This window comes from Kingella negevensis (genome assembly GCF_030177895.1).
Classification (GTDB): Bacteria; Pseudomonadota; Gammaproteobacteria; order Burkholderiales; family Neisseriaceae; genus Kingella_C; species Kingella_C negevensis.
On the sequence record NZ_CP123448.1, the window covers coordinates 609767 to 631163 of the forward strand.

General features: G+C 47.1%; 18 protein-coding genes and 3 pseudogenes. 6 read left to right on the top strand and 15 right to left on the bottom strand.

Features of this window, described 5'->3' with window-relative positions; translation table 11 throughout:
* Position 1: 1 nt before the first annotated feature.
* From trpB to QEO93_RS03375, 15 genes are all read right to left on the bottom strand, one after another.
* Positions 2 to 1204, bottom strand: a complete 1203-nt coding sequence (trpB, locus tag QEO93_RS03305; protein ID WP_085815550.1) for a tryptophan synthase subunit beta — start codon at positions 1202 to 1204, stop codon at positions 2 to 4.
* On the bottom strand, positions 1194 to 1781 hold the full coding sequence (locus tag QEO93_RS03310; RefSeq protein ID WP_085815551.1) for a phosphoribosylanthranilate isomerase: 588 nt from the start codon (positions 1779 to 1781) through the stop codon (positions 1194 to 1196). The genes trpB and QEO93_RS03310 overlap by 11 nt, the downstream gene beginning before the upstream one ends.
* Positions 1768 to 2535, bottom strand: a complete 768-nt coding sequence (gene trpC, locus QEO93_RS03315) for an indole-3-glycerol phosphate synthase TrpC (RefSeq protein ID WP_032136698.1) — start codon at positions 2533 to 2535, stop codon at positions 1768 to 1770. The genes QEO93_RS03310 and trpC overlap by 14 nt, the downstream gene beginning before the upstream one ends.
* Complete coding sequence (locus tag QEO93_RS03320) at positions 2532 to 3098, bottom strand: aminodeoxychorismate/anthranilate synthase component II (protein WP_085815552.1); 567 nt, start codon at positions 3096 to 3098, stop codon at positions 2532 to 2534. The genes trpC and QEO93_RS03320 overlap by 4 nt, the downstream gene beginning before the upstream one ends.
* Positions 3095 to 4450, bottom strand: coding sequence for an anthranilate synthase component I (gene trpE / locus QEO93_RS03325; RefSeq protein ID WP_032136700.1), 1356 nt, complete (start codon positions 4448 to 4450; stop codon positions 3095 to 3097). Before trpE ends, QEO93_RS03320 begins: the two co-directional genes overlap by 4 nt.
* Positions 4451 to 4830: 380 nt before the next feature.
* Complete coding sequence (gene tatC / locus QEO93_RS03330) at positions 4831 to 5568, bottom strand: twin-arginine translocase subunit TatC (protein ID WP_032136701.1); 738 nt, start codon at positions 5566 to 5568, stop codon at positions 4831 to 4833.
* Positions 5565 to 6065 carry a Sec-independent protein translocase protein TatB gene (tatB, locus tag QEO93_RS03335; RefSeq protein ID WP_032136702.1) on the bottom strand — a complete coding sequence of 167 codons (501 nt, stop codon included), beginning with the start codon at positions 6063 to 6065 and terminating at the stop codon, positions 5565 to 5567. Before tatB ends, tatC begins: the two co-directional genes overlap by 4 nt.
* Positions 6066 to 6067: 2 nt before the next feature.
* Positions 6068 to 6271, bottom strand: a complete 204-nt coding sequence (gene tatA / locus QEO93_RS03340) for a Sec-independent protein translocase subunit TatA (RefSeq protein WP_032136703.1) — start codon at positions 6269 to 6271, stop codon at positions 6068 to 6070.
* A 217-nt stretch (positions 6272 to 6488) separates the two neighbouring features.
* A complete protein-coding gene (locus QEO93_RS03345) occupies positions 6489 to 6812 on the bottom strand; it encodes a histidine triad nucleotide-binding protein (RefSeq protein WP_032136704.1) in 324 nt (107 codons plus the stop codon).
* A gap of 46 nt (positions 6813 to 6858) precedes the next feature.
* Positions 6859 to 7764 (bottom strand): formate dehydrogenase accessory protein FdhE, encoded by a 906-nt coding sequence (locus tag QEO93_RS03350; RefSeq protein ID WP_032136705.1) that lies wholly within the window; start codon positions 7762 to 7764, stop codon positions 6859 to 6861.
* A 29-nt stretch (positions 7765 to 7793) separates the two neighbouring features.
* On the bottom strand, positions 7794 to 8582 hold the full coding sequence (fdhD, locus tag QEO93_RS03355) for a formate dehydrogenase accessory sulfurtransferase FdhD (protein WP_032136706.1): 789 nt from the start codon (positions 8580 to 8582) through the stop codon (positions 7794 to 7796).
* Between the two features lie 73 nt (positions 8583 to 8655).
* On the bottom strand, positions 8656 to 9309 hold the full coding sequence (locus QEO93_RS03360) for a formate dehydrogenase subunit gamma (protein ID WP_179184659.1): 654 nt from the start codon (positions 9307 to 9309) through the stop codon (positions 8656 to 8658).
* Positions 9309 to 10223: a formate dehydrogenase subunit beta gene (gene fdxH / locus QEO93_RS03365; protein ID WP_032136708.1), complete on the bottom strand. Its 915-nt coding sequence runs from the start codon at positions 10221 to 10223 to the stop codon at positions 9309 to 9311. The genes QEO93_RS03360 and fdxH overlap by 1 nt, the downstream gene beginning before the upstream one ends.
* Positions 10224 to 10234: 11 nt before the next feature.
* Positions 10235 to 13306 (bottom strand): formate dehydrogenase-N subunit alpha, encoded by a 3072-nt coding sequence (gene fdnG, locus QEO93_RS03370; protein ID WP_081906859.1) that lies wholly within the window; start codon positions 13304 to 13306, stop codon positions 10235 to 10237.
* 383 nt (positions 13307 to 13689) lie between these two features.
* A complete protein-coding gene (locus tag QEO93_RS03375; RefSeq protein WP_032136709.1) occupies positions 13690 to 14931 on the bottom strand; it encodes a D-alanyl-D-alanine carboxypeptidase family protein in 1242 nt (413 codons plus the stop codon).
* A gap of 243 nt (positions 14932 to 15174) precedes the next feature.
* Here QEO93_RS03375 and ilvA point away from each other — a divergent pair, with 243 nt between their 5' ends.
* The 6 genes and pseudogenes from ilvA (at position 15175) to tkt (ending at position 21304) form a co-directional block, all read left to right on the top strand.
* Positions 15175 to 16707 carry a threonine ammonia-lyase, biosynthetic gene (gene ilvA / locus QEO93_RS03380; RefSeq protein WP_032136710.1) on the top strand — a complete coding sequence of 511 codons (1533 nt, stop codon included), beginning with the start codon at positions 15175 to 15177 and terminating at the stop codon, positions 16705 to 16707.
* A 180-nt stretch (positions 16708 to 16887) separates the two neighbouring features.
* Positions 16888 to 17580: a YggS family pyridoxal phosphate-dependent enzyme gene (locus QEO93_RS03385; RefSeq protein ID WP_032136711.1), complete on the top strand. Its 693-nt coding sequence runs from the start codon at positions 16888 to 16890 to the stop codon at positions 17578 to 17580.
* A 207-nt stretch (positions 17581 to 17787) separates the two neighbouring features.
* A pseudogene (locus tag QEO93_RS03390) lies at positions 17788 to 18050 on the top strand (IS630 transposase-related protein); the annotation flags it as partial.
* A 137-nt stretch (positions 18051 to 18187) separates the two neighbouring features.
* Positions 18188 to 18697: pseudogene (locus QEO93_RS03395) on the top strand (AzlC family ABC transporter permease); the annotation flags it as partial.
* Positions 18685 to 18861: pseudogene (locus QEO93_RS03400) on the top strand (AzlD domain-containing protein); the annotation flags it as partial. The pseudogenes QEO93_RS03395 and QEO93_RS03400, both read left to right, overlap by 13 nt.
* Positions 18862 to 19324: 463 nt before the next feature.
* The gene (tkt, locus tag QEO93_RS03405; RefSeq protein WP_032136803.1) at positions 19325 to 21304 is read left to right on the top strand and encodes a transketolase; all 1980 of its coding nucleotides are present in this window, start codon (positions 19325 to 19327) and stop codon (positions 21302 to 21304) included.
* Positions 21305 to 21397 lie beyond the last annotated feature (93 nt).

A 21397-nucleotide genomic window follows, 5' to 3' on the forward strand; every position in this document is an offset into this window, starting at 1 on the left:
ATTATGCCCCTTCCCCTTCCAAACGCGCTTTCACTTGAACCACGTCTTTATCGCCGCGACCCGATAAGCACACGACAATCGATTTGCCTTTGCCCAACTCTTTTGCCAACGTAGGCAAATACGCAATAGCATGGCTAGATTCCAGTGCAGGGATAATCCCTTCCACGCGCGACAACAATTTGAACCCTTCCAACGCTTCTTCATCGGTTACGCTCACATAATTCGCGCGTTTGATTTCGTTGAAATAACAATGCTCTGGGCCAATACCAGGGTAATCCAAACCTGCGGAAATCGAGAACGCTTCCAAGATTTGTCCTGCTTCGTCTTGCAGTACATTCATCAGCGCACCATGCAGCACACCAGGGCGACCTTTGGCAAACGTTGCCGCGTGTTTGTCCGTATCCAAGCCCAAACCAGCCGCTTCCACGCCATACATCGCCACGCTTTCGTCTTCTACAAATGGATAGAACAAGCCAATCGCATTCGAGCCGCCGCCGATACACGCCAAAACCGCGTCTGGCAGCGCACCGTTGTTCATTTCTGCAAATTGGCGTTTCGCTTCGTTGCCAATCACGCTTTGGAAATCGCGTACCATTTCTGGAAACGGCGCAGGACCCAAAGCCGAACCCATGATGTAATGCGTGTCGTCAATATTCGCCACCCACGAGCGCAATGCCGCGTTCACCGCGTCTTTCAACACGCGCGAACCGTCTGTAACCGCTTGCACTTTCGCGCCCAACAATTCCATGCGAAACACATTTAAGGCTTGGCGTTTCACGTCTTCTTCGCCCATGTAAATCGTGCATTCCATGTTAAACAACGCGGCAGCGGTTGCCGTTGCTACGCCGTGCTGACCTGCACCTGTTTCCGCAATAATTTTGTTTTTGCCCATGCGTTTCGCCAGCAAAACTTGACCCAACGCATTGTTGATTTTGTGTGCACCCGTGTGATTTAAGTCTTCGCGTTTCAGATAAATTTCCGCGCCGCCCAATTCCGCGCTCAACTGTTTGGCGTGATACAACGGTGTTTCACGACCCACATAGTTTTTCAGCAAATCATCTAACGCAGCCTGAAAACTGGGGTCAGCTTTGGCTTCACGATAAGCCGCGTCCAATTCCAGCACAGCCGTCATCAAAGTTTCAGGGATAAAACGCCCCCCAAAACGACCAAAAAAACCATTTTCATTCGGTTGTTTATATTCCATTTTTTACCTTTTCTATAAATGCTTGAATTTTAGCGACATCTTTCACGCCATCGGTTTCCACGCTGCTGGAAACGTCCACCGCATACGGTTGAAACCGCGCAATCGCGTCTTGCACATTATCTGCCGTTAAACCGCCAGCGATGAAAAAAGGCAGCCTGAAAGCAGTCGTATCCAATTTTTGCCAGTCAAACGTCTTGCCGCTGCCAGCCACAGGCGCATCAAACAGCACAAAATCTGCCGCGCTGTTTACCGCCGCCAAATCTTGTGAAACCCGAATCGCGCGAATGCTCGGCACAGGCAAATTCGCCAACAAACGTTCATCAAAATCGCCGTGAATTTGCACCAAATCCAAATTCGCAGCCTGAATCGCTTGCAAGATTTCAGGCTGCGTGGGCGATACAAACACACCCACTTTTTGCACAGAATCGGGGATGAGTTTGCCCAATTCACACGCAGCCTGAAAACTGATTTGCCGCTTGCTCGGCGCAAACACAAAGCCAATATAGTCCGCGCCAGCCGATACCGCAGCCTGAACCGCTTCTGCTGTTTTCAAGCCGCAAATCTTAACTTTTGTCAATTTGCAATTCCTTTATTTTCGCCGCCACGTCATCGGCTTTCATCAATGCTGTGCCGACTAAAATTCCGTTGAAATATGGGACAATCCATGCTGCGTCTTGCCCTGTGAAAATCGCGGATTCGGAAATGTAAACCGTGTCTGGCTGAAAGAAATGCGCCATTTTCAGGCTGGTTTGAATATCGGTTTCAAAAGTAACCAAATTGCGGTTATTCACGCCAATAATCTTCGCGCCAACGCGGTGCGCAATCGCCAATTCTTCGGGGCTGTGTGTTTCCATCAACACTTCCAAACCCAAGGCTTTGGCGTATTCAAACAATTCTTTCAAACGGTTTTCAGGCAGCGCGGCAACAATCAGCAAAATCACAGTCGCGCCTGCATTGCGTGAACGCACAATTTGTTTTTCATCAATGATGAAATCTTTGGCGAGCGTGGGGATTTTCACTTGCGCGGAAATCTCGCGCAGGTAATCCAAATGTCCTTTAAAAAACACTTCGTCTGTTAAAACGGAAATCATCGCCGCACCGTTGGCTTCGTAATCTTTGGCTTGCGCGACAATGTCCACATCTAAATTGATGTTGCCCAAGCTGGGACTGGCTTTTTTCACTTCGGCGATGATTTGCAACTGATTGGCGTGCGTTTTCAGGTGTTCGTAAAATGAATAGGTTTCGCGCAGGCTGCCCAAATTTTCCATTTTCATTTGGGCGACTTCGGCTTCTTTTTGCAATAAAATTTTCGGTAAAAAGGCTTGTGTCATCGTTGCACCACTTTCACAAAGTTTTCAATCATTTTCATGCCGTCTGGCGTGCCAATGCTTTCGGGGTGATATTGCAAACCGTAGATTGGCAAGGTTTTGTGTTGGATTGCCATGATTTCATGGTCGTCTGTGGTGGTGGCGGTTACGTCAAAATGCGCAGGCATTTCGCTAATCACAATCGAGTGATAACGCATAATCGGCACAACCACAGGCACGTCAGCAAAAATGGGGGACGGGGTTTCCAAACGCATATCGCTTTGTTTGCCGTGCATGACGTTTTTCGCCAAACCCAATTTGCCGCCGAATGTTTCGGCAATCGCTTGATGCCCCAAGCAAATGCCCAAAATCGGCTTTTTGCCTGCAAAATCACGAATCATGGCTTCCATTTTGCCCGCGTCTGCTGGCCAACCTGGGCCTGGCGAAAACACCAAACCGTCTGCTTGTTCGGCGGCGGCATAAAGCTGTTCGTCATCGTTTCGCAACACGCGCACTTCGGTGAACGTGCCTAAATATTGCGCCAAGTTGTAGGTGAACGAATCGTAGTTATCAACGAGCAAAATCATAATGCTTCTCCTATTTTGGTCATGGCTTTGGCTTTGTTTACGGTTTCTTGGTATTCGCTGGCTGGGACGCTGTCGTACACAATGCCTGCACCTGCTTGCACATACGCTCTGCCGTTTTTCAACACCATGGTGCGAATGGTAATCGCAAAATCCATGTCGCCACTGGCGGACAAATAGCCAATCGCACCTGAATAAATGCCACGTTTTTCTTGCTCCAGTTCGTAAATGCGTTTCATGGCGCGGATTTTGGGTGCACCTGAAACCGTGCCTGCTGGCAATGTGGATTTGAGCGCGTCCATGCCTGTGAGTTGCGGCAGCAATTTGCCTTTTACCACGCTGGTCAAGTGCATCACATAGCGGAAGTATTCCACTTCCATGTATTTGCTGACGCGTACGCTGCCAACTTCGGCGATTTTGCCGATGTCGTTGCGCCCTAAATCTACTAGCATACGGTGTTCGGCGGTTTCTTTGGTGTTGTTTGCCAACTCGGTTGCGTTGTGTTTGTCTTCGGTTTCGTCTTTGCCGCGTGGGCGTGTGCCTGCGATTGGGTTGGTAATAACTATGCCGTCTTTCAGCGAAACGAGACTTTCTGGGCTTGCGCCGATGATTTGGTAGTCGCCGAAATCGTAGAAATAGAGATAGTTGGACGGATTGGTTACGCGCAAATTGCGGTAATAATCCAACGGTTCGCCGACAAATTCGCTAGAAAAACGTTGGCTTAACACGCATTGGAACATATCGCCTTCGCGTATCAGTTTTTGGGCTTGGGCAACCATGTCTTCAAAATGGCTTTGTTCTACGTGTGATTTGAAGTTGAGCGCGTGCAATTCTTGCGGTTTAAATTCGTTTTCGGCTTGGGTTTTCAGGCTGCGTAATGTGGTGTCTAACGCGGTTTGCATGTCGGCTTCGCTGCGTTGACTGTATAAATTGTCTTCTACCACAAACACTTTTTCTTTTTTGTGGTCAAAAATTAGATAGGATTCGTAAACGAAAAAGTGCATATCGGGCGTGCCGATGGTATCGGCTGGAATTGTGCCGATGTCTTCGTATAAACCTATCATGTCGTAGCCGACAAAGCCGATTGCGCCGCCCGAAAAGGGTAAATCGGTCGGGCAATTTTTGACAGTGAGCTGGTTGAGATAGTCTAATGGGTCGGCTTCAACGGGGTCGCCGTTTATGGTGAGTTGTCCGTTGGCGAATTTCACTTCGTAAACGGGGTTGTACGCGATAATAGAAAACCGTGCGTTTTCTTTTTCGCGTGGGATACTTTCCAAAATAATTTTGTGTGTGCCTGCCACGCGCATATAGGCAACCATGGGCGTGAGAATGTCGGCGTTTAAGATGGCTTGCATTTTGTTCTCCTGTGTTTTTTTCAGGCTGCGTTTGTTGTACTTCTTTTCAGGCAGCCTGAAAGGTTTGTTTTGTGAATAAATGATATGTTTCAGGCTGCTTGACAGTCAATAATACCAAATGGAGCGTTGGCAGCTCGCTGACAAACTTTTTGATAATAACGAATTGGTTATTTTTAAAAGTGTCGGTGAGCCGCCGACACTCCATTGCAATAAAAAAGCAGTCTGAAAACACAAAACCCCTACGCGACACGCATAGGGGTTTTACGCCCCTGATAACAAGAGCGTTTAATAGAATGGGTATTGCAGATGATTCCTGAGTAAATACGTTTCCATGGCTTTAATTTCTTTAGAACGCAGCCTGAAAACTTTTCAGGCTGCATTTATTCTGTTGAATTGCGTGGGCGAACCATTCGGCACACCAACAATCCAGCTTCATAAAGCAGCAACATCGGCACAGCCAACATCACTTGCGACAAAACATCAGGCGGCGTAACCACAGCCGCAATCACAAAGGAAGCTACTATCACATAAGGACGCGCTGCCGTCAATTGCGCAAACGAAATCACGCCCATGCGATACAGCAAAACCACAATCACAGGGATTTCAAACGTTACGCCAAACGCCACAAACATGCCCAGCACAAACGACAAATATTTATCAATATCGGTTGCCATGCTCACGCCAAGCGGCGTCATGCCAGCGAAAAATTTGAACACCAACGGAAATACCAAAAAGTAGCAAAACGCCATGCCCACCGCAAACAACATCACGCTAGACAAAATCAACGGCGCAATCAAACGCTTTTCGTTTTGGTATAACGCAGGCGCAACAAACGCCCAAACTTGATACAACGAATGCGGCAACGACACCAAAAACGCCGCCATCAACGCCACCTTAATCGGCACAAAAAACGGCGCAACCACATCAGTTGCAATCATGCTTGTGTTGGCAGGCAGCACCATCATCAACGGTTTTGCCACAAACGCATAAAGCTGCTGCGCAAATGGCACAATCGCCACAAAACACAGCGCAATCCCCAACAAAATCCACACCAAACGGCGGCGCAATTCCAGCAAATGCTCAATCAACGGCTGCGCGTTTTCATCAGGTAAAGTCATTTTTTGCTCCTCAATTTCGGCGCAACCCGATGGCGCGGACGCATATCCCGTTTGCGCGTCATCGCCTGTTTATGCAAAGATTTCGTTTGCCAAACAGGTTCAGCGTTTTTCAGGCTGCCTGAAACAGGGATAATCGGGAAACCTTGGTCGTCTGTTTCAATGCCAAAATCCGCAGGCGTTTTTTGTTCAGGCAAACGTTCCCATGCTGGTTTGGATTGCTCCGCCACTTCACGCGCTTCGTTTTCCACCTGGTTGGCAAAAGAGCGCAAGTCTTGCTGAATATCCGTTGCTGCCTGTTCCAATTCCGCTTTTACCTGATTCAAGTTTGCCGCTTCTGCTTGCGCCGCCAATTCGCTTTTCACGTTAGCAGCCATGCGCTGGATTTTGCCCACCCATTCGCCTGTTTTTCGTGCGACTACAGGCAAGCGTTCAGGACCTAGCACCACCAAAGCCACCGCGCCAGCCACCATCATCTCGCCAAAGCTCAAATCAAACATGATTACACTTGCTTATCGTTTTGATGTTCAATCACATCTTCTTTTTTCGCTGCGTTTTCAGGCTGCGTACCTTTTTCCAAACCTTCTTTGAAATCGTGTACCGCAGTACCTAAATCTTTGCCGACATTGCCTAATTTTTTCGTGCCAAACACCAGCACCACAATTACCAAAACAATCAGCCAATGCCAAATTGATGTCAAACCCATTTTAAATTCCTTTCAAAAAAACTTTTCAGGCTGCGATGTAGGTCGGATACTTGATATCCGACACACTCTCTCACGCAGCCTGAAAATATTGAATTTCTTGCAAAACCTGTAACTCAGCGATTTTCAGGCTGCGTTAATTAACCGAAGTGTCGGGCATAAATGCACCAACCTACAATTTTTCAGGCTGCGAATAGTTTGCAGCCTGAAAAATAAAACATTAAGCAGGCGTACCCATGATATGAATATGCAAGTGGAACACTTCCTGACCACCGCCTTTGCCAGTGTTAATCAGCGTTTTAAAGCCATTGGTTAAACCTCTTTCCGCCGCGATTTGTGGCACTTTCAACATCATCTTGCCCAACAAAGTTTCATGTTCAGGCTGCGCGTGAGCCAACGAGTCAAAATGCACTTTTGGCACGAGCAACAAATGCACAGGCGCGGCTGGGTTGATGTCTTTAAAACAAAACATTTCATCATCTTCATACACCACAGAAGACGGAATTTGTTTATCAATAATTTTACAGAAAATACAGTCAGTCATTTTTTATCCTTTCAGGCTGCAATTGTTAAATTCTACCTTGTGAAACCTATTCCGCCAACAAAAACGGATTATGCCCACCGCGCTGAATGTTCTCACTACCCAGCAAAATATCCACTGCTAAGCTCGCCAAATCGTCTGCGATTGGGTCGGCATATTGCTGATTTTCCAACAACAACAGCTTGCGATAATGCCCACATTTGCCGCAACTTTCGCCACGCGCACCGTGCAACACGCCCGAATCTGCGCCTTCAATTTGATGAAATTCAATCGCCGATTGGTCGCCGCAGAATGTGCATTTGGCGCGTAACGCATTCCAACGGCTGTTGCAAACGGCGCAATGCAAATAGCGCAAACCGTGCCAATCGCCGCCGTTCAGCACCACACTTGCCACCGCTTCGCCGCCGCAACATGGGCAAACGCTGCGTTCTTCCACGCTTGGCACGTCATCGTCTGTTAATTGGCTTGCCCACGCTGTCCAAGCGCATTGCAAGGCGGCGTGTACCCAAATGTGGTAAACCTGTTCGGAATCAGGCACCTCTTCGCGCAAAACGCGTTTGGCGATGCCTTCCACATCGGCTTGTTTTTGTTCAACTAATGTGTTTAACGCAGCCTGAACAGTGTCGTTTACTTTGCCTTGCAATTTGCGTGTGATGATTTGCAAGCATTTGAAAAATAAGGGGGGAATGGTGTCGCCGTTGCTTTCGGGTAACTTGGTCGCGCCAGCATTTTCAGGCAGCGTGGTTTCGGGTAACACGGCGTTTAAGGCGGTGTTTTGTGCGCGGCTGAGTTCTGCTAACAGGGCGAGATATTCGCGCCAACTGGTTTTTTCTTCGGCGGCGAGTTCGTCAAAGCGAATGGCGCGGTCGGCGAAAATATTGTTTTTTGGTGGAATGAAAAAGGGTTTGTAAAAAAAGGGGTTGTTTTTGATTTGTTCGGGGGTTTGGATGTCCATGGTTGTTCCTTTTATTTTTCAGGCTGCGATTATTCTACAAATTCTTCATGCGAATAAACGATAAATTGCTGCGGTTTGGCAAAACCAATCAGCGTTACATTGGCTTGCTCTGCCACGCGCACGGCTAATGCAGTTGCGGCGGACACGGCAACTAGGCAACCGATACCCATCGCGGCGGTTTTGGCAACCATTTCGTAGCTGGCGCGACTAGATACGATGATAAAGCCGTTTTGCGTATCAATTTGTTTTTTCGCGAGATAACCGAGCAGTTTATCCAGCGCGTTGTGTCGCCCTACGTCTTCAAATGCAGCCTGAATATTGCCTTGTTCAACCCATGCTGCGCCGTGCAGTGAACCTGTTTGTTCGCGCAGTTGTTGGTATTGTGGCAAGGTGCGCAGGGCTTGCGTGATGTGGTCGCCTTGGATTTTGTGCTGGCGTGTTACGCTGCTGAGATTTGGGGCGATGGCAGCTAGGCTGTCTATGCCGCATAAGCCGCAACCTGTGCGCCCTGCCATGCTGCGGCGGCGTTCTTTGAGCAGCGCAAATCGGGCGGACGCGATTTCTAGTTGCACGGATATGCCTTGGCAACTGGGTTCTATCACGCAGTCGTAAAGTTGGCTGGGGTGTGTGAGTATGCCTTCGCTTAGGCTGAATCCGAGTGCGAGTTCTTCTAGGTTTTGCGGCGTTGCCATTAACACGACGTGCGATATACCATTATATACAAGTGCAACGGGGATTTCTTCTGCTAATGTGTCTTGCTGGGTTTTCAGGCTGCCTGAATGGTAGCGATGAATGGTTTGTGGGTGTGTTGGGTTCATAGTTTGTTTTTCAGGCTGCCTGAAAGTTTATAAAAGAAAAGGCAGCCGTTCAGACTGCCTTTGTTTGCGAACACTATTTGTCGTTCTGTGGTTCGGCTGAGTTACCGCCGTTGGCTTTTTCCATCACTTCACGATACCAGCGTGGGTGGTGTTTTTTCGCCCAAGTTTGGGTTACGACACCTTCAACCATGGCGCGAATTGTGCCACGAATCCAAATCGCTGCGTAAACATGCGTGATAATGCCGACAATCAAGGCAATCGCTGCACACGAGTGGGCAAGCAAGGCTAAGCGAATTGCCCAAATCGGGAACAAGTCGGAAAAGAATTGTCGCCATGCAATCAAGCCTGAAACAAGCAGAACAATCATGCAAGTGCTCATCAGCCAGAACATGCCTTTTTGACCTGCGTTGTATTTGCCAACGTCGCCGACTTCGTGGTTCATCACGACTTTTGTGATGCCTTTCATCCAGACTATGTCTTCTTTATCGAGGAAGTTGTGATGCCAATAGCGCAGGAATTGGCAGAAAAACCCGACAAACATGATTAAGCCGATGAATGGGTGAACCATACGCGCCAGTTGTGGCGTGCCGAAAATGCCTGTCATCCAGAAAAACGGTGGGAACAAAAACGCTAAACCTGAAATGGCAAGCAGGAGAAAACAGCCTGCTACAATCCAGTGGTTAATTCGTTCTGCCGCTTTATAGCGTTGAATTAAACGTTCTTTCATTATGCATCCTCCTCACGAGATAAGATGTTGCCATCTTTGCCAATGACTTCTGCGCTTTCTTCTTCGGCTTTGTTTGGACCAACAGTTAAGTAGTGCAACCAACCGCCTGCGGCTGCGGCTGTGATACCAAATGTTGCCAATGGTTTGAGCAAACCTTTCCACAATTTCACGGTAGTGCTGATGTGTGGATTGACAGGCAGCCCTTTATACAAATTTGGACGGTCTGCGTGGTGCAACACATACATCACATGCGTGCCACCCACGCCTTCAGGGTCGTACAAACCTGCATTTTCATAACCACGCGCATTCAAATCTTTAATACGTTCAGCAGCGACTTGCTTCATGTCTTCTTTGCTACCAAATTGAATTGCACCAGTCGGACACGTTTTCACGCAAGCAGGTTCTTGTCCCACCGCTACACGGTCTGAACACATTGTGCATTTATACACTTTGTTTTCTTTCTTATCCATGCGCGGAATATTGAATGGGCAGCCTGCAATGCAATAGCCGCAACCAATACAATTTTCTTGGTGGAAATCAACAATCCCGTTTTCATACTGAATAATCGCACCTGGGGACGGACACGCTTTCAGGCAGCCTGGGTCGGCGCAGTGCATACAGCCGTCTTTACGGATTAACCATTCCAATTTGCCATTTTCTTCGTGTTCCGCAAAACGCATCACTGTCCACGATTTTGACGTTAAATCAATCGGATTGTCGTAAACGCCGTGATTTGTGCCGATTTCATCGCGAATGTCGTTCCATTCAGAACACGCCATTTGACACGCTTTGCAGCCAATACAGCTACTCACGTCAATCAATTTTGCAATTTCAATCGGTTTACGCACACTTGGGGCTGGCGTAACTTCTGCCGTTGCAGAGCGGCGTTTGATGTCTAATGATTGTAATGCCATTTTTCCGCTCCTTATGCTTTCTCAATATTTACTAAAAAGGCTTTGTATTCTGGTGTTTGCGTATTGCAGTCGCCCACAAACGGTGTCAGCGAATTCACTAAAAACTGCTGTTGCCCAGATACATTTTCCCAACCACCATGCAACGGAATACCGATTTGATGAACGGTTTTGCCGTTGATTGTCAAAGGTTTCACGCGTTTAGTAACCACAGCGCGGACTTTTACCCAAGCACGTTTGCTGCTGATTTTTACCCAATCGCCTTTTTGAATGCCTTTTTCTTTTGCCAATTCTTCGCTGATTTCGCAGAATTGTTCAGGCTGCCCAATCATCAACAATTTCACAGATTTCGTCCAGAATTGGAAATGTTCGGTCAAGCGGTAAGTGGTTGCCACATAAGGGAATTCTTCATGTGTACCCACGCGGTCTTTCACGCTGTCAAACAAGCGCAAAGCTGGTGTGCGAACCACTTTCGGGTGCAATGGGTTCGTGCCGATTGGCGATTCCAAAGGCTCGTAGTGTTCTGGGAATGGACCATCGACCATTTTGCGTTGGCAGAATAAACGTGCCACGCCTTCTTCATTCATAATAAATGGATTCATACCGCTATTTGGAGCTTCGTCCGCTTTGAAGTCGGCAACGTCTGCCCCCACCCATTTTTTACCGTTCCATTCCACCAACACGCGGTTTTTATCCCACGGTTTGCCGCTTGGGTCGCAAGATGCGCGGTTATACAGAATGCGGCGGTTGGCAGGCCATGCAAATGCCCATTTTGGCGTATTGCCCAAACCTGTGTCAGTGTTGTCGCGTCTGTCCATTTGGTTGCCCGCTTCTGTCCACGAGCCTGAGAATACCCAGCAAGCACAAGATGTTGTGCCGTCATCGCGTAATTGTGAGAAGCCGCTTAACAATTCGCCTTTTCTGCGAACGATATTGCCTTCTTCATCAGTCAAATCAGCTAATGCGTAACCATTTGACTCTTTTGCCATCTCTGCTGGTTTTGGTGCTTTCGGGTCTTTGTAATTCCAAGCCAGTTTGGTAATTGGCTCTGGGCATTTACCGCCTTCTTTTTCGTATAACGCTTTGATGCGTTGATACAATTCACCCAAAATATCCAAGTCAGGCAATGATTCACCTTGTGGATCTGCCCCTGGGTGGTGCCATTGCAACCAACGAGAAGAGTTCACAATCGAGCCTTCTTCTTCTGCAAAGCAAGGAGTAGGCAGCCTGAAAACTTCTGTGGCGATTTTGCTTGGGTCAATATCGTGCGCTTCGCCGTGTTTTTCCCAGAAAGACGCGGTTTCTGTTTTCAATGGGTCCATTACGACCATAAATTTCAATTTTGAAAACGCTTCGGTTACACGATGCGCATCAGGGAATGAACCTTGCGCGTTAAAGCCTTGAACCAGCAAGCCTTTCATTTTGCCTTGATACATGTCTTCTGTGATTTGCATCACGTCATACATTTTTTCGTATTTCGGCAGCATATCGTAGGCAAATTGATTTTCTTTAGTTGCGTAATCGCCGTAGAACCATTTGAGCAAACTTACCATGAATGCTGGTGTATTTTTCCAGTAATTCAACTGATTAGGTTGCAAGGCTTTAGGAGTCAATTTGTCTAAATAATCTTGCAGCGTTGGGTGTGCTTTATCGTTTGGCAACGGAATGTAGCCTGGTAACGCGGTCGTCATCAGACCCAAATCCGTCAAACCTTGAATATTGGAGTGTCCGCGCAAGGCGTTAATGCCGCCACCAGCCATACCCATATTACCCAGCAACAGTTGAACCATTGCCATGGTACGGATAATTTGTGCGCCGTAAGTGTGTTGCGTCCAGCCCAATGCGTACAGCACTGTACCTGCTTTATCAGGCGCAGACGTTTCGCCCCACGCTTCTGCCACTTTCAAGAAATCTTCTTTTGACGTGCCGCAAATGGTGGTCATCATATCCAGCGTGTAGCGTGAATAATGTTTTTTCATCATTTGGAACACGCAACGTGGGTCTTTCAACGTTGGGTCGGTTTTTGCAAAACCTTTTTCGTCCAGCTCGTAGAACCAGCTTGATTGGTCGTAAAAACCAGCGTGTTTATTGCTTTCAGGCTGCCCTACTGCGCCAGAGAACAAGCCTTCGTTAAAATCAAAATCTTTGTGAACAATGAAAGATGCATTGGTATAATTTTTCACATAATCCCATTGGATTTTATCGTTTTCAATTAACCAATTAATCAGTGCGCCCAAAAAGGCAATATCAGAACCTGCGCGAATCGGCGCGTAAAAATCCGCCACCGCGGCAGTACGGTTGAAACGTGGGTCTACCACAAATAATTTTGTGCCTTTGCGCTTTTTCGATTCAATCACCCATTTGAAACCAACAGGGTGCGCTTCGGCAGCATTACCGCCCATCACCATAATGAAATCGGCGTTTTGAATATCAACAAAAGAGTTAGTCATCGCGCCACGACCAAAGCTCGGCGCGAGACCTGCCACGGTAGGGCCATGACACACACGCGCTTGCGTATCCAGCGCAACAATCCCCAAGGCACGCGCAAATTTCACGGTCAAAATCCCCGTTTCATTTGACGATGCCGAAGCCGCCAACATACCCAGCGTTTCCGTACGGTTTACGGTAACACCAGCTGCGTTTTTCTCTTGGAAAGACGCATCGCGTTCATCTTTAATATGGCGAGCGATACGGTCCAACGCTTCGTCCCAAGAAATGCGTTTCCACTCGTTGGAATTTGGCTCACGCACTTCTGGATACTGCACACGGTTTGGACTGTTCACAAAATCAATCGAAGACGCGCCTTTTGGACACAACGAACCACGCGAAACTGGGTGGTCTGGGTCGCCTTCGATGTGGAAAATTTTGCGTTTGGCATTTTTTGCGCCGTCGCCCATGCTGTAAAGCAAGGTACCGCAGCCAACTGAGCAGTAGGTGCAGTTGTTGCGGGCTTCTGAAGCGCGAGAGAGTTTATATTGACGAACTTCTGCAAATGCAGCGGTTGGCATCATACCAACGGCGGCGAGCGTAGTCGCGCCAGCACCTGCAGCAGTTACCTTGAAGAACTGCCGTCTGGTTACGTTCATGATGTGTTCCTTTTATTCTTGACAAGGTTGTAGCGAATTAACTTCAAAGGGAGACTTTCGCCAGTTTTATGTAATATTACTACATACTCTATATGTGCTTTGTTTTGCTTTGAATTCAATTCACTATTTTTTCAGGCTACCTGAAATGTTAAGATTTTTGATAGTGGTTTTTAAGATTTATTTATTTTTCCATTATACGCCTGTTATTCCTCAAAATAAGTATTCAGGAGGATAGGCGTGAATAATGCTTTGTATTTAATTAAGCGAATTTGTAACATTAATTCAGAAGACAGATAAAAAACTAATTCCTTTGTAGTAGGAGATTACAAAGAAAAAGCGTTCAAATTTCCCATTTATAGAAATTTGAACGCTTGAGTTAATTTTCAGGCTGCTTTAGAAGTATCATCAGAGAAAATCGCTTTAAACCACAGCGCAATCCCGTCCCAAATCCGACCAAAGAAACCCGCTTCCTCAACTGCTTTCAGTGCCACAACAGGCTGTTCAGCAATCACATTATCGCCGTCCATCACTTTTAAGACACCTAGCTGCTGCCCTGCTTTCACAGGAGCCAAAATCGGTTGTTGCGTTTCCAAAACCGTTTGGATTTGCTCACCCTGACCTTGCGGAACAGTTACAAACGCGTCTTTCAAAAAGCCAATTTCCGCTTCACTTACTGCGCCTTTATACACGCGCACTTTTTTGATGACTTGACCTGAAGCGTAAATCTTTTGGGTGTTAAAGCTATTCAAAGCATAGTTCAACAATTTACTGCTTTCAGTCGCACGTGTTTCAGAGCTTGCCGTACCCACCACCACGCTCAACACTCGGCGACCGTTGCGTTTGCTAGAAGCAATCAAGTTGTAACCTGCGCTATTAGTATGACCTGTTTTCAAGCCGTCCACATTTGGGTCGCGAAACAACAGTAAATTGCGGTTTTGCTGTGTAATATTGTTATACGAGAATGATTTAATCGAGTAAATCGGGTAATACTGCGGATAATCACGAATAATAGCCGCAGACAAAGTTGCCAAATCCGTTACCGTGGTTAAATGTGTTTTACCAGGCAAACCCGTTGAATTCTCAAAATGCGTGTGGTTCATACCCAAGCGTTTCGCTTCCGCGTTCATCAACACCGCAAAACCTTGCTCACTGCCGCCAATCGCTTCTGCCAACGTAACCGCTGCATCATTGCCCGATTGCACAATCAAGCCTTTTACCAAATCGCTCACGCTGGCAGGTTTGCCCACTGCCAAGAACATACGCGAACCTTCCATTTTCCAGCCGCGTTCTGAAACCGTGAGCATTTGTTTTGGTTTTAGTTTGCCCTCTTCCAACGCCTTGAACGTCAAATAAGCTGTCATCAATTTAGTCAGCGAAGCAGGTTCAATTTGTTGCTCTGGATTTTTAGACGCAATCACTTGTTTACTTTGCAAATCCATTACCAAATAAGCAGTTGCTGCAATTTCAGGCAATTTATTGGTATTTTTGGCGACCATAGGCGCAGAAGCTGTTTTAGTGGCTGTTTTGTCATCTTTTTTAGCTGGCGCAGACGCAGGTGCTGCCCAAACCATGCTCTGACCGCTCAACAAAGCCACCAAAGTAAAAATGGAAATTAATTTTTTCATTATAAAAACTCGTTAATTTAAAACTTCGTAAACCCGAAAAAACATTTTTCAGGCTGCATTTTATCAATGCGTAAAAACGCGCAATTATACGCATAAATGCACGGTTTGCGGATAATCGCAGCCTGAGAAATCGTAAAACATACTTTCAGGCTGCATTTTGTAAAGTTTCGTCAGTTAAACGTTTGCACTGACGCAGTCTAAGGTTTAAAGTTACACCTTTCTTTGTAAACTTTATCAACCGCCATGAATACCCAAAAATTCCCCGAATACCACGATTACCTCACACGCATTCTCACTTCATCAGTTTACGATGTCGCCATTGAAACCCCACTGGACACCGCCGCCAATCTCTCTCGCCGCCTGAACAACAAAATCTATCTCAAACGCGAAGACTTACAACCCGTGTTTTCCTTCAAAATTCGCGGCGCGTACAACAAAATGGCAAAACTGCCCGAAGAACTTTTGAAAAAAGGCGTGATTACCGCCAGCGCAGGCAACCACGCCCAAGGTGTCGCAATGTCCGCGCAAAAACTCGGTTGCCAAGCCACCATTGTGATGCCCGAAACCACGCCGCAAATCAAAGTTGATGCTGTCAAAGCACGCGGCGGCAATGTTGTGTTAGCAGGCGTTTCATATAACGATGCCTACGACCACGCCATGAAACTCGTCGCCGAAAGCGGTTTAACCTACATTCCCCCATTTGATGACCCAGACGTGATTGCAGGACAAGGCACAATCGGCATGGAAATCGTCCGCCAACACGCCAAACCCATTCACGCCATTTTCGTACCCATTGGCGGCGGCGGCATGGCAGCAGGCGTTGCCGCATTTATCAAACTCGTCCGCCCCGAAATTAAAGTGATTGGCGTGCAAACCAACGACAGTTGCGCCATGAAAGTGTCCATTGCCGCAGGAAAACGAGTGGAACTCAAAGACGTGGGCTTATTCGCAGACGGAACAGCCGTGAAATTAGTGAGCGAAGAAACCTTCCGCCTGTGCCGCGATTTATTGGACGACATCATCACCGTGGATACAGACGCAGTTTGCGGCGCACTCAAAGACATTTTTGACGACACACGCAGCATTTGCGAACCGTCAGGCGCACTCGCGTTAGCTGGGCTGAAAACCTACGTTGCCAAAAACAACTTGCGCGAAGAAACCCTAATCGCCGTTACATCGGGCGCAAACATGAACTTCCACCGCCTGCGCCACGTTTCCGAACGCAGCGAATTGGGCGAAAACAACGAAGCCATTTTCGCCGTGTCCATTCCTGAACGCGCAGGCAGCTTCCGCAACTTCATCAACATCATGGCAGAACGCAACATCACCGAGTTTAACTACCGCTACGGCGATGATGATGTCGCGCACATTTTTGTGGGCTTGCAAACCGCAGGCGCAGCCGACACCGCCACCATTCGCGCCAATTTAGATGCCGCGCAGTTGCCCAACATTGATTTGAGCAACGATGAAATGGCAAAAGTGCATTTGCGCTACATGGTTGGCGGACGCTCGCCCAAAGTGCAAAACGAACGCCTGATTAGTTTTGAGTTCCCAGAACGCCCCAAAGCCTTGGCTAAGTTCCTGAATAATATGCAAAGCGACTGGAATATTACGCTGTTCCACTATCGCAACCACGGCGCAGATTACGGGCGTGTGTTGGTTGGAATTGACGTGCCACAAGCTGATAACGCCGCATTTGCAGCGTTTTTGGACGGACTGGGTTATGCGTTTGAAGAGCAGACTCAGAATGCGGCTTATCAACTATTCTTGAAATGATTTTTTGCAAAATCGTGTAGGTCGGGCAGACTCGCCCGACAAATCTTTTTAAATTTAACGGAAATGTCGGGCTGTCAGCCCGACCTACGATAAGCATTTTAATTTCGCTAAAAAATCTATTTTCAGGCTGCGTTTTAAAGAAGTAATACAAATGCAGCCTGAAAAAATAAAAGGATAACCATGCCCCTAGAAACTAACCGCCAACACGTTCTCGCCCAAATCCGCACCGCCGAAGCCACCGCCCACCGCGTTTCAGGCAGCGTGCAACTCATCGCCGTCAGCAAAACTTTCCCTGCGGACGACATTCGCACACTCTATCAACACGGACAGCGCGATTTCGGCGAAAACTATATTCAAGAATGGCACAACAAAACCCAAACCCTCGCCGACTGCCCTGAAATCCAATGGCACATTATCGGACACGTCCAATCCAACAAAAGCCGCCCCGTTGCCGAACACGCCCATTGGCTACACACATTAGACCGTACTAAATTAGCCCAACGATTAAGCGAACAACGCCCCGACAATCTGCCCGATTTGCAAGTATTGATTGAAATCAACATCGCCAACGAAGCCGCCAAACACGGCATCGCACCCGAAGAATTGCTGCCATTGGCGCGAATCATTGTCGCGTTGCCAAAACTCAATTTGCGCGGCTTGATGTGCGTGGCGCAAGCAGACGCAGATGAAACCAAATTACGCCGTCAGTTCAGCCAAATGCAAGACTTGTTGGCGGAATTGCAAACCGTTGCGCCACAAGCGGACACGTTGTCTATGGGCATGAGCTCGGATATGGCAATCGCGATTGAATGCGGCGCAACTATGGTGCGCGTAGGCAGCGCGATTTTTGGAAAACGAGATTATGCAAAATAATTTTCAGGCTGCGTTTAAATATCGCAGCCTGAAAAAAAACTCCAATCTTTCAAATCAGTAAACAGACAAATGAACACTCAAACAAAATCAAAATTTCAACGCAGCATCAAAGCATCGCTGCCTATTATGACGGGTATTGTCCCTTTCGGTTTATGGTAAATTCAAAATAAAATAGTACAATTCTAATTTTATCTTTAAGGTCATAAAATGGCATATTTAATTGATTTACGAGAAAAAGCATTAACTTGTTACAAGCAATATAGCAATGCAAGTAAAGCTGCCAAAACCTATGGTATCTCAAGAAATACGCTTTACCTTTGGATTAGATTAGAAGAACAAACAGGTAGCCTGAAACATCAAGTCTCAAAGGGCAAAATGCCACTAAATTGGATACGCAAGCACTCAAACAATATATTGAACAAAATCCTGATGCTTATCTCTATGAAATGGCTGAGATGTTTAGTTGCTCCCGCTTGCACCTTATTCGCCTGAATGAAATCCAATAGAAAAAACATGGGCAAATATTAAGAAATATATGCGTTCAATTTTGCCTAGTTATGATAATTTCACAGATGTGTTACTGGTCCTATTTTTATTTTAATTAATTATAATTTTAGGCGCACAAGCAGGTCAAAAAGGCATGAGCGTTTTGGAAACATGCATGATGATGGGACTGAACTTCGCTGGCAGTTCAGAATTTGCCGCCGTGGGTTTGTGGGCGTCGCTCTTACCTATTGTGATGATTATCGCGATGACGGCGATGATTAACAGCCGCCATATTTTAATGGGCGCGGCGTTTGTGCCGTATTTGCGTGAAATGCCGTTGCGCAAGGTGTTGCCTGCACTGTTTGTGATGGTTGATGAAAGCTGGGCGATGGGCATTGCTGATGCGAAAAAGCGCGAACAGGAAGGTTTGCCGCCGTTTAGTTATCCTTATTATTTGGGGAGTGCGCTGACCTTGTGGGTGTTTTGGGTGTCGTGCGGTTTTATCGGCTCGCTGATTGGCCCGATGTTGGGCGACGTGCCTAAATTCGGCTTTAGCATGACGTTTCCAGCCGTGTTTTTGGTGCTGATTCGCGGAATGTGGCACGGTTTTCAGGCTGCGATTCCGCGCCTGCCTGCGTGTTAATCGCCGTGATTGCGCCGCATTTCGTTTCCGACAAACCGCACGAATTGATTTCGCTCGCGCTCACTTTATTTATGGCATCGCGGTTTTCTATGTTGCCGACTGTGTTGGTTGCTGTGGTGTCTTCGGGGATTTTGGGCTATTTGATGTCCTAACCTGCAAAACAACTTTATTTCAAAAAATAAAAAATACAGCATTAAAAATTATTTCAGGATACATTTTTTTTAAAATAATTGCGTTATTGTCTTTTTAAAGTTATCCAAAAAGTATTTTCTATCATTTCAAAATGCAGCCTGAAAAGCATTGTAAACAGATTGTAAAGCTGCCATAATCAAATTTCTTTCCTATTTAAGTAGGTGCAGTTATGAATAGGTTCACACGCTGGTTCAAACAATGTTGGAATCATTGGCTAACACAGGGGATTTTTACTATTTATTGTATCCATGCCATGTTTCCGACATTAAAAGGATTGATGATTGCCACTTTTGCTATTGTTTTAGCAATAATCATTTTGCTGTTAAGAGACGGTATTCATTGGTTTAAAACAAAAAACAATAGCAAATCAGGCAGCCTGAAATCATGACACACTTTTTAATCACTCAACGCAAAGGACAAATTATGGCAACCAAAACCGCCAACGCTATCCGCTTCCTGTCAATGGACATGGTTCAACAAGCCAACTCTGGACACCCTGGTGCGCCAATGGGCATGGCAGACATGGCAGACGTTTTGTGGCGCGAATTTTTGCAACACAATCCAGCCAATCCCAAATTTCCCAACCGCGACCGCTTTGTTTTGTCAAACGGACACGCATCAGCCTTGCTTTACAGCGTGTTGCATTTGAGCGGCTACAATTTGTCGGCTGACGATTTGAAAAATTTCCGCCAACTGCACAGCAAAACCGCAGGACACCCCGAATACGGCTACGCGGACGGCGTGGAAACCACAACAGGTCCACTCGGTCAAGGCATTGCGAATGCAGTCGGCATGGCATTGGCAGAACGCTTGTTAGCAAAAGAATTTAACCAAGACGGTTTGGACATCGTCAATCACCACACCTACGTTTTCTTGGGTGACGGCTGCTTAATGGAAGGCGTATCGCACGAAGCGGCATCATTGGCTGGCACATTGGGTTTGGGCAAACTGATTGTTTTGTATGATGATAATAATATTTCCATTGACGGCAAAGTAGATGGCTGGTTTACCGAAAATATCCCAGCGCGTTTTGAAAGCTACGGCTGGCAAGCGATTCGCGATGTGGACGGACACAATCCCGAAGCCATCCGCACAGCCATTCAGGCAGCCCAAGCCGAAACCGCGAAACCGACCATTATTTGCTGCAAAACCTTAATTGGCAAAGGCGCAGCCAACAAAGAAGGCAGCCACAAAACACACGGCGCACCATTGGGCGCAGACGAAATCGCCGCCACTCGCGCCCATTTGGGTTGGGAATACGCACCGTTTGAAGTGCCAGCCGACGTGTACGCCGCTTGGGACGCAAAAGAAAAAGGCGCGAAATTGGAAAGAGCGTGGAACGAGTTATTCGCGCAATATCAAGCCAAATTCCCTGAAAAAGCAGCCGAATTTACCCGCCGTATCAATGGAACGCTGCCTGAAAACTTTGACGCTCATGTGCAGGCTGCATTGACCGAAATCAGCGAAAAAGCGGAAAAAATCGCCACACGTAAAGCCAGCCAAAACAGCATTGAAATTTTGGCAAAAGTGCTGCCTGAATTTGTGGGCGGTTCGGCGGATTTGACCCCGTCTAATTTGACTGATTGGTCTAACAGCGTTTCCGTGAAACCGCAACAAGGCGGCAATTACGTTCATTATGGCGTGCGCGAATTTGGTATGGCGGCAATCATGAATGGTATGGCGTTGCACGGCGGCGTGAAACCGTTTGGCGCGACATTCTTGATGTTTAGCGAATACGCGCGTAATGCTTTGCGTATGGCGGCGTTGATGAAAATTAACCCGATTTTCGTGTTCACGCACGACAGCATTGGTTTGGGCGAAGATGGCCCAACCCACCAACCTGTTGAGCAAACCGCGACTTTGCGTATGATTCCGAATATGGCGGTTTGGCGTCCTTGCGACACGGCAGAAAGCCTGATTGCGTGGGCGGAAGCAGCAAAAGCGAAAGACCACCCAAGCTGCCTGATTTTCAGCCGTCAGAATTTGCCGTATGTGCCACGCAACGCGGAACAGTTGGCGAATGTGAAACGTGGCGGCTATGTGATTTCTGCGAAAGACAACGCAAAAGCCGTGATTATCGCCACAGGTTCGGAAGTGGAATTGGCATTAAACGCGCAAAAAGCGTTGGCGGAACAAGGCGTAAATGTGAACGTGGTTTCTATGCCTTCAACAAATGTATTTGATAAACAAGACGCGGCGTATAAAGCGAGCGTGTTGCCTGCGGATTTGCCGAAAGTGGCTGTGGAAGCTGGTGTGTCTGACGGTTGGTATAAATACGTTGGCTTGAATGGCGCGGTTGTGGGTATCAATCGCTTTGGCGAATCTGCACCTGCTGATTTGTTGTTCAAAGAATTTGGTATGACGACTGAAGCGGTTATTGATGCGGTGAAATCGGTGTTGTAATCACTGTAATAATGAAACGCAGCCTGAAAAAATATTTTCAGGCTGCGTTTTTATTGCTTAAGGGCTGTCCTAGATAACTAGGGAAATTCAAAT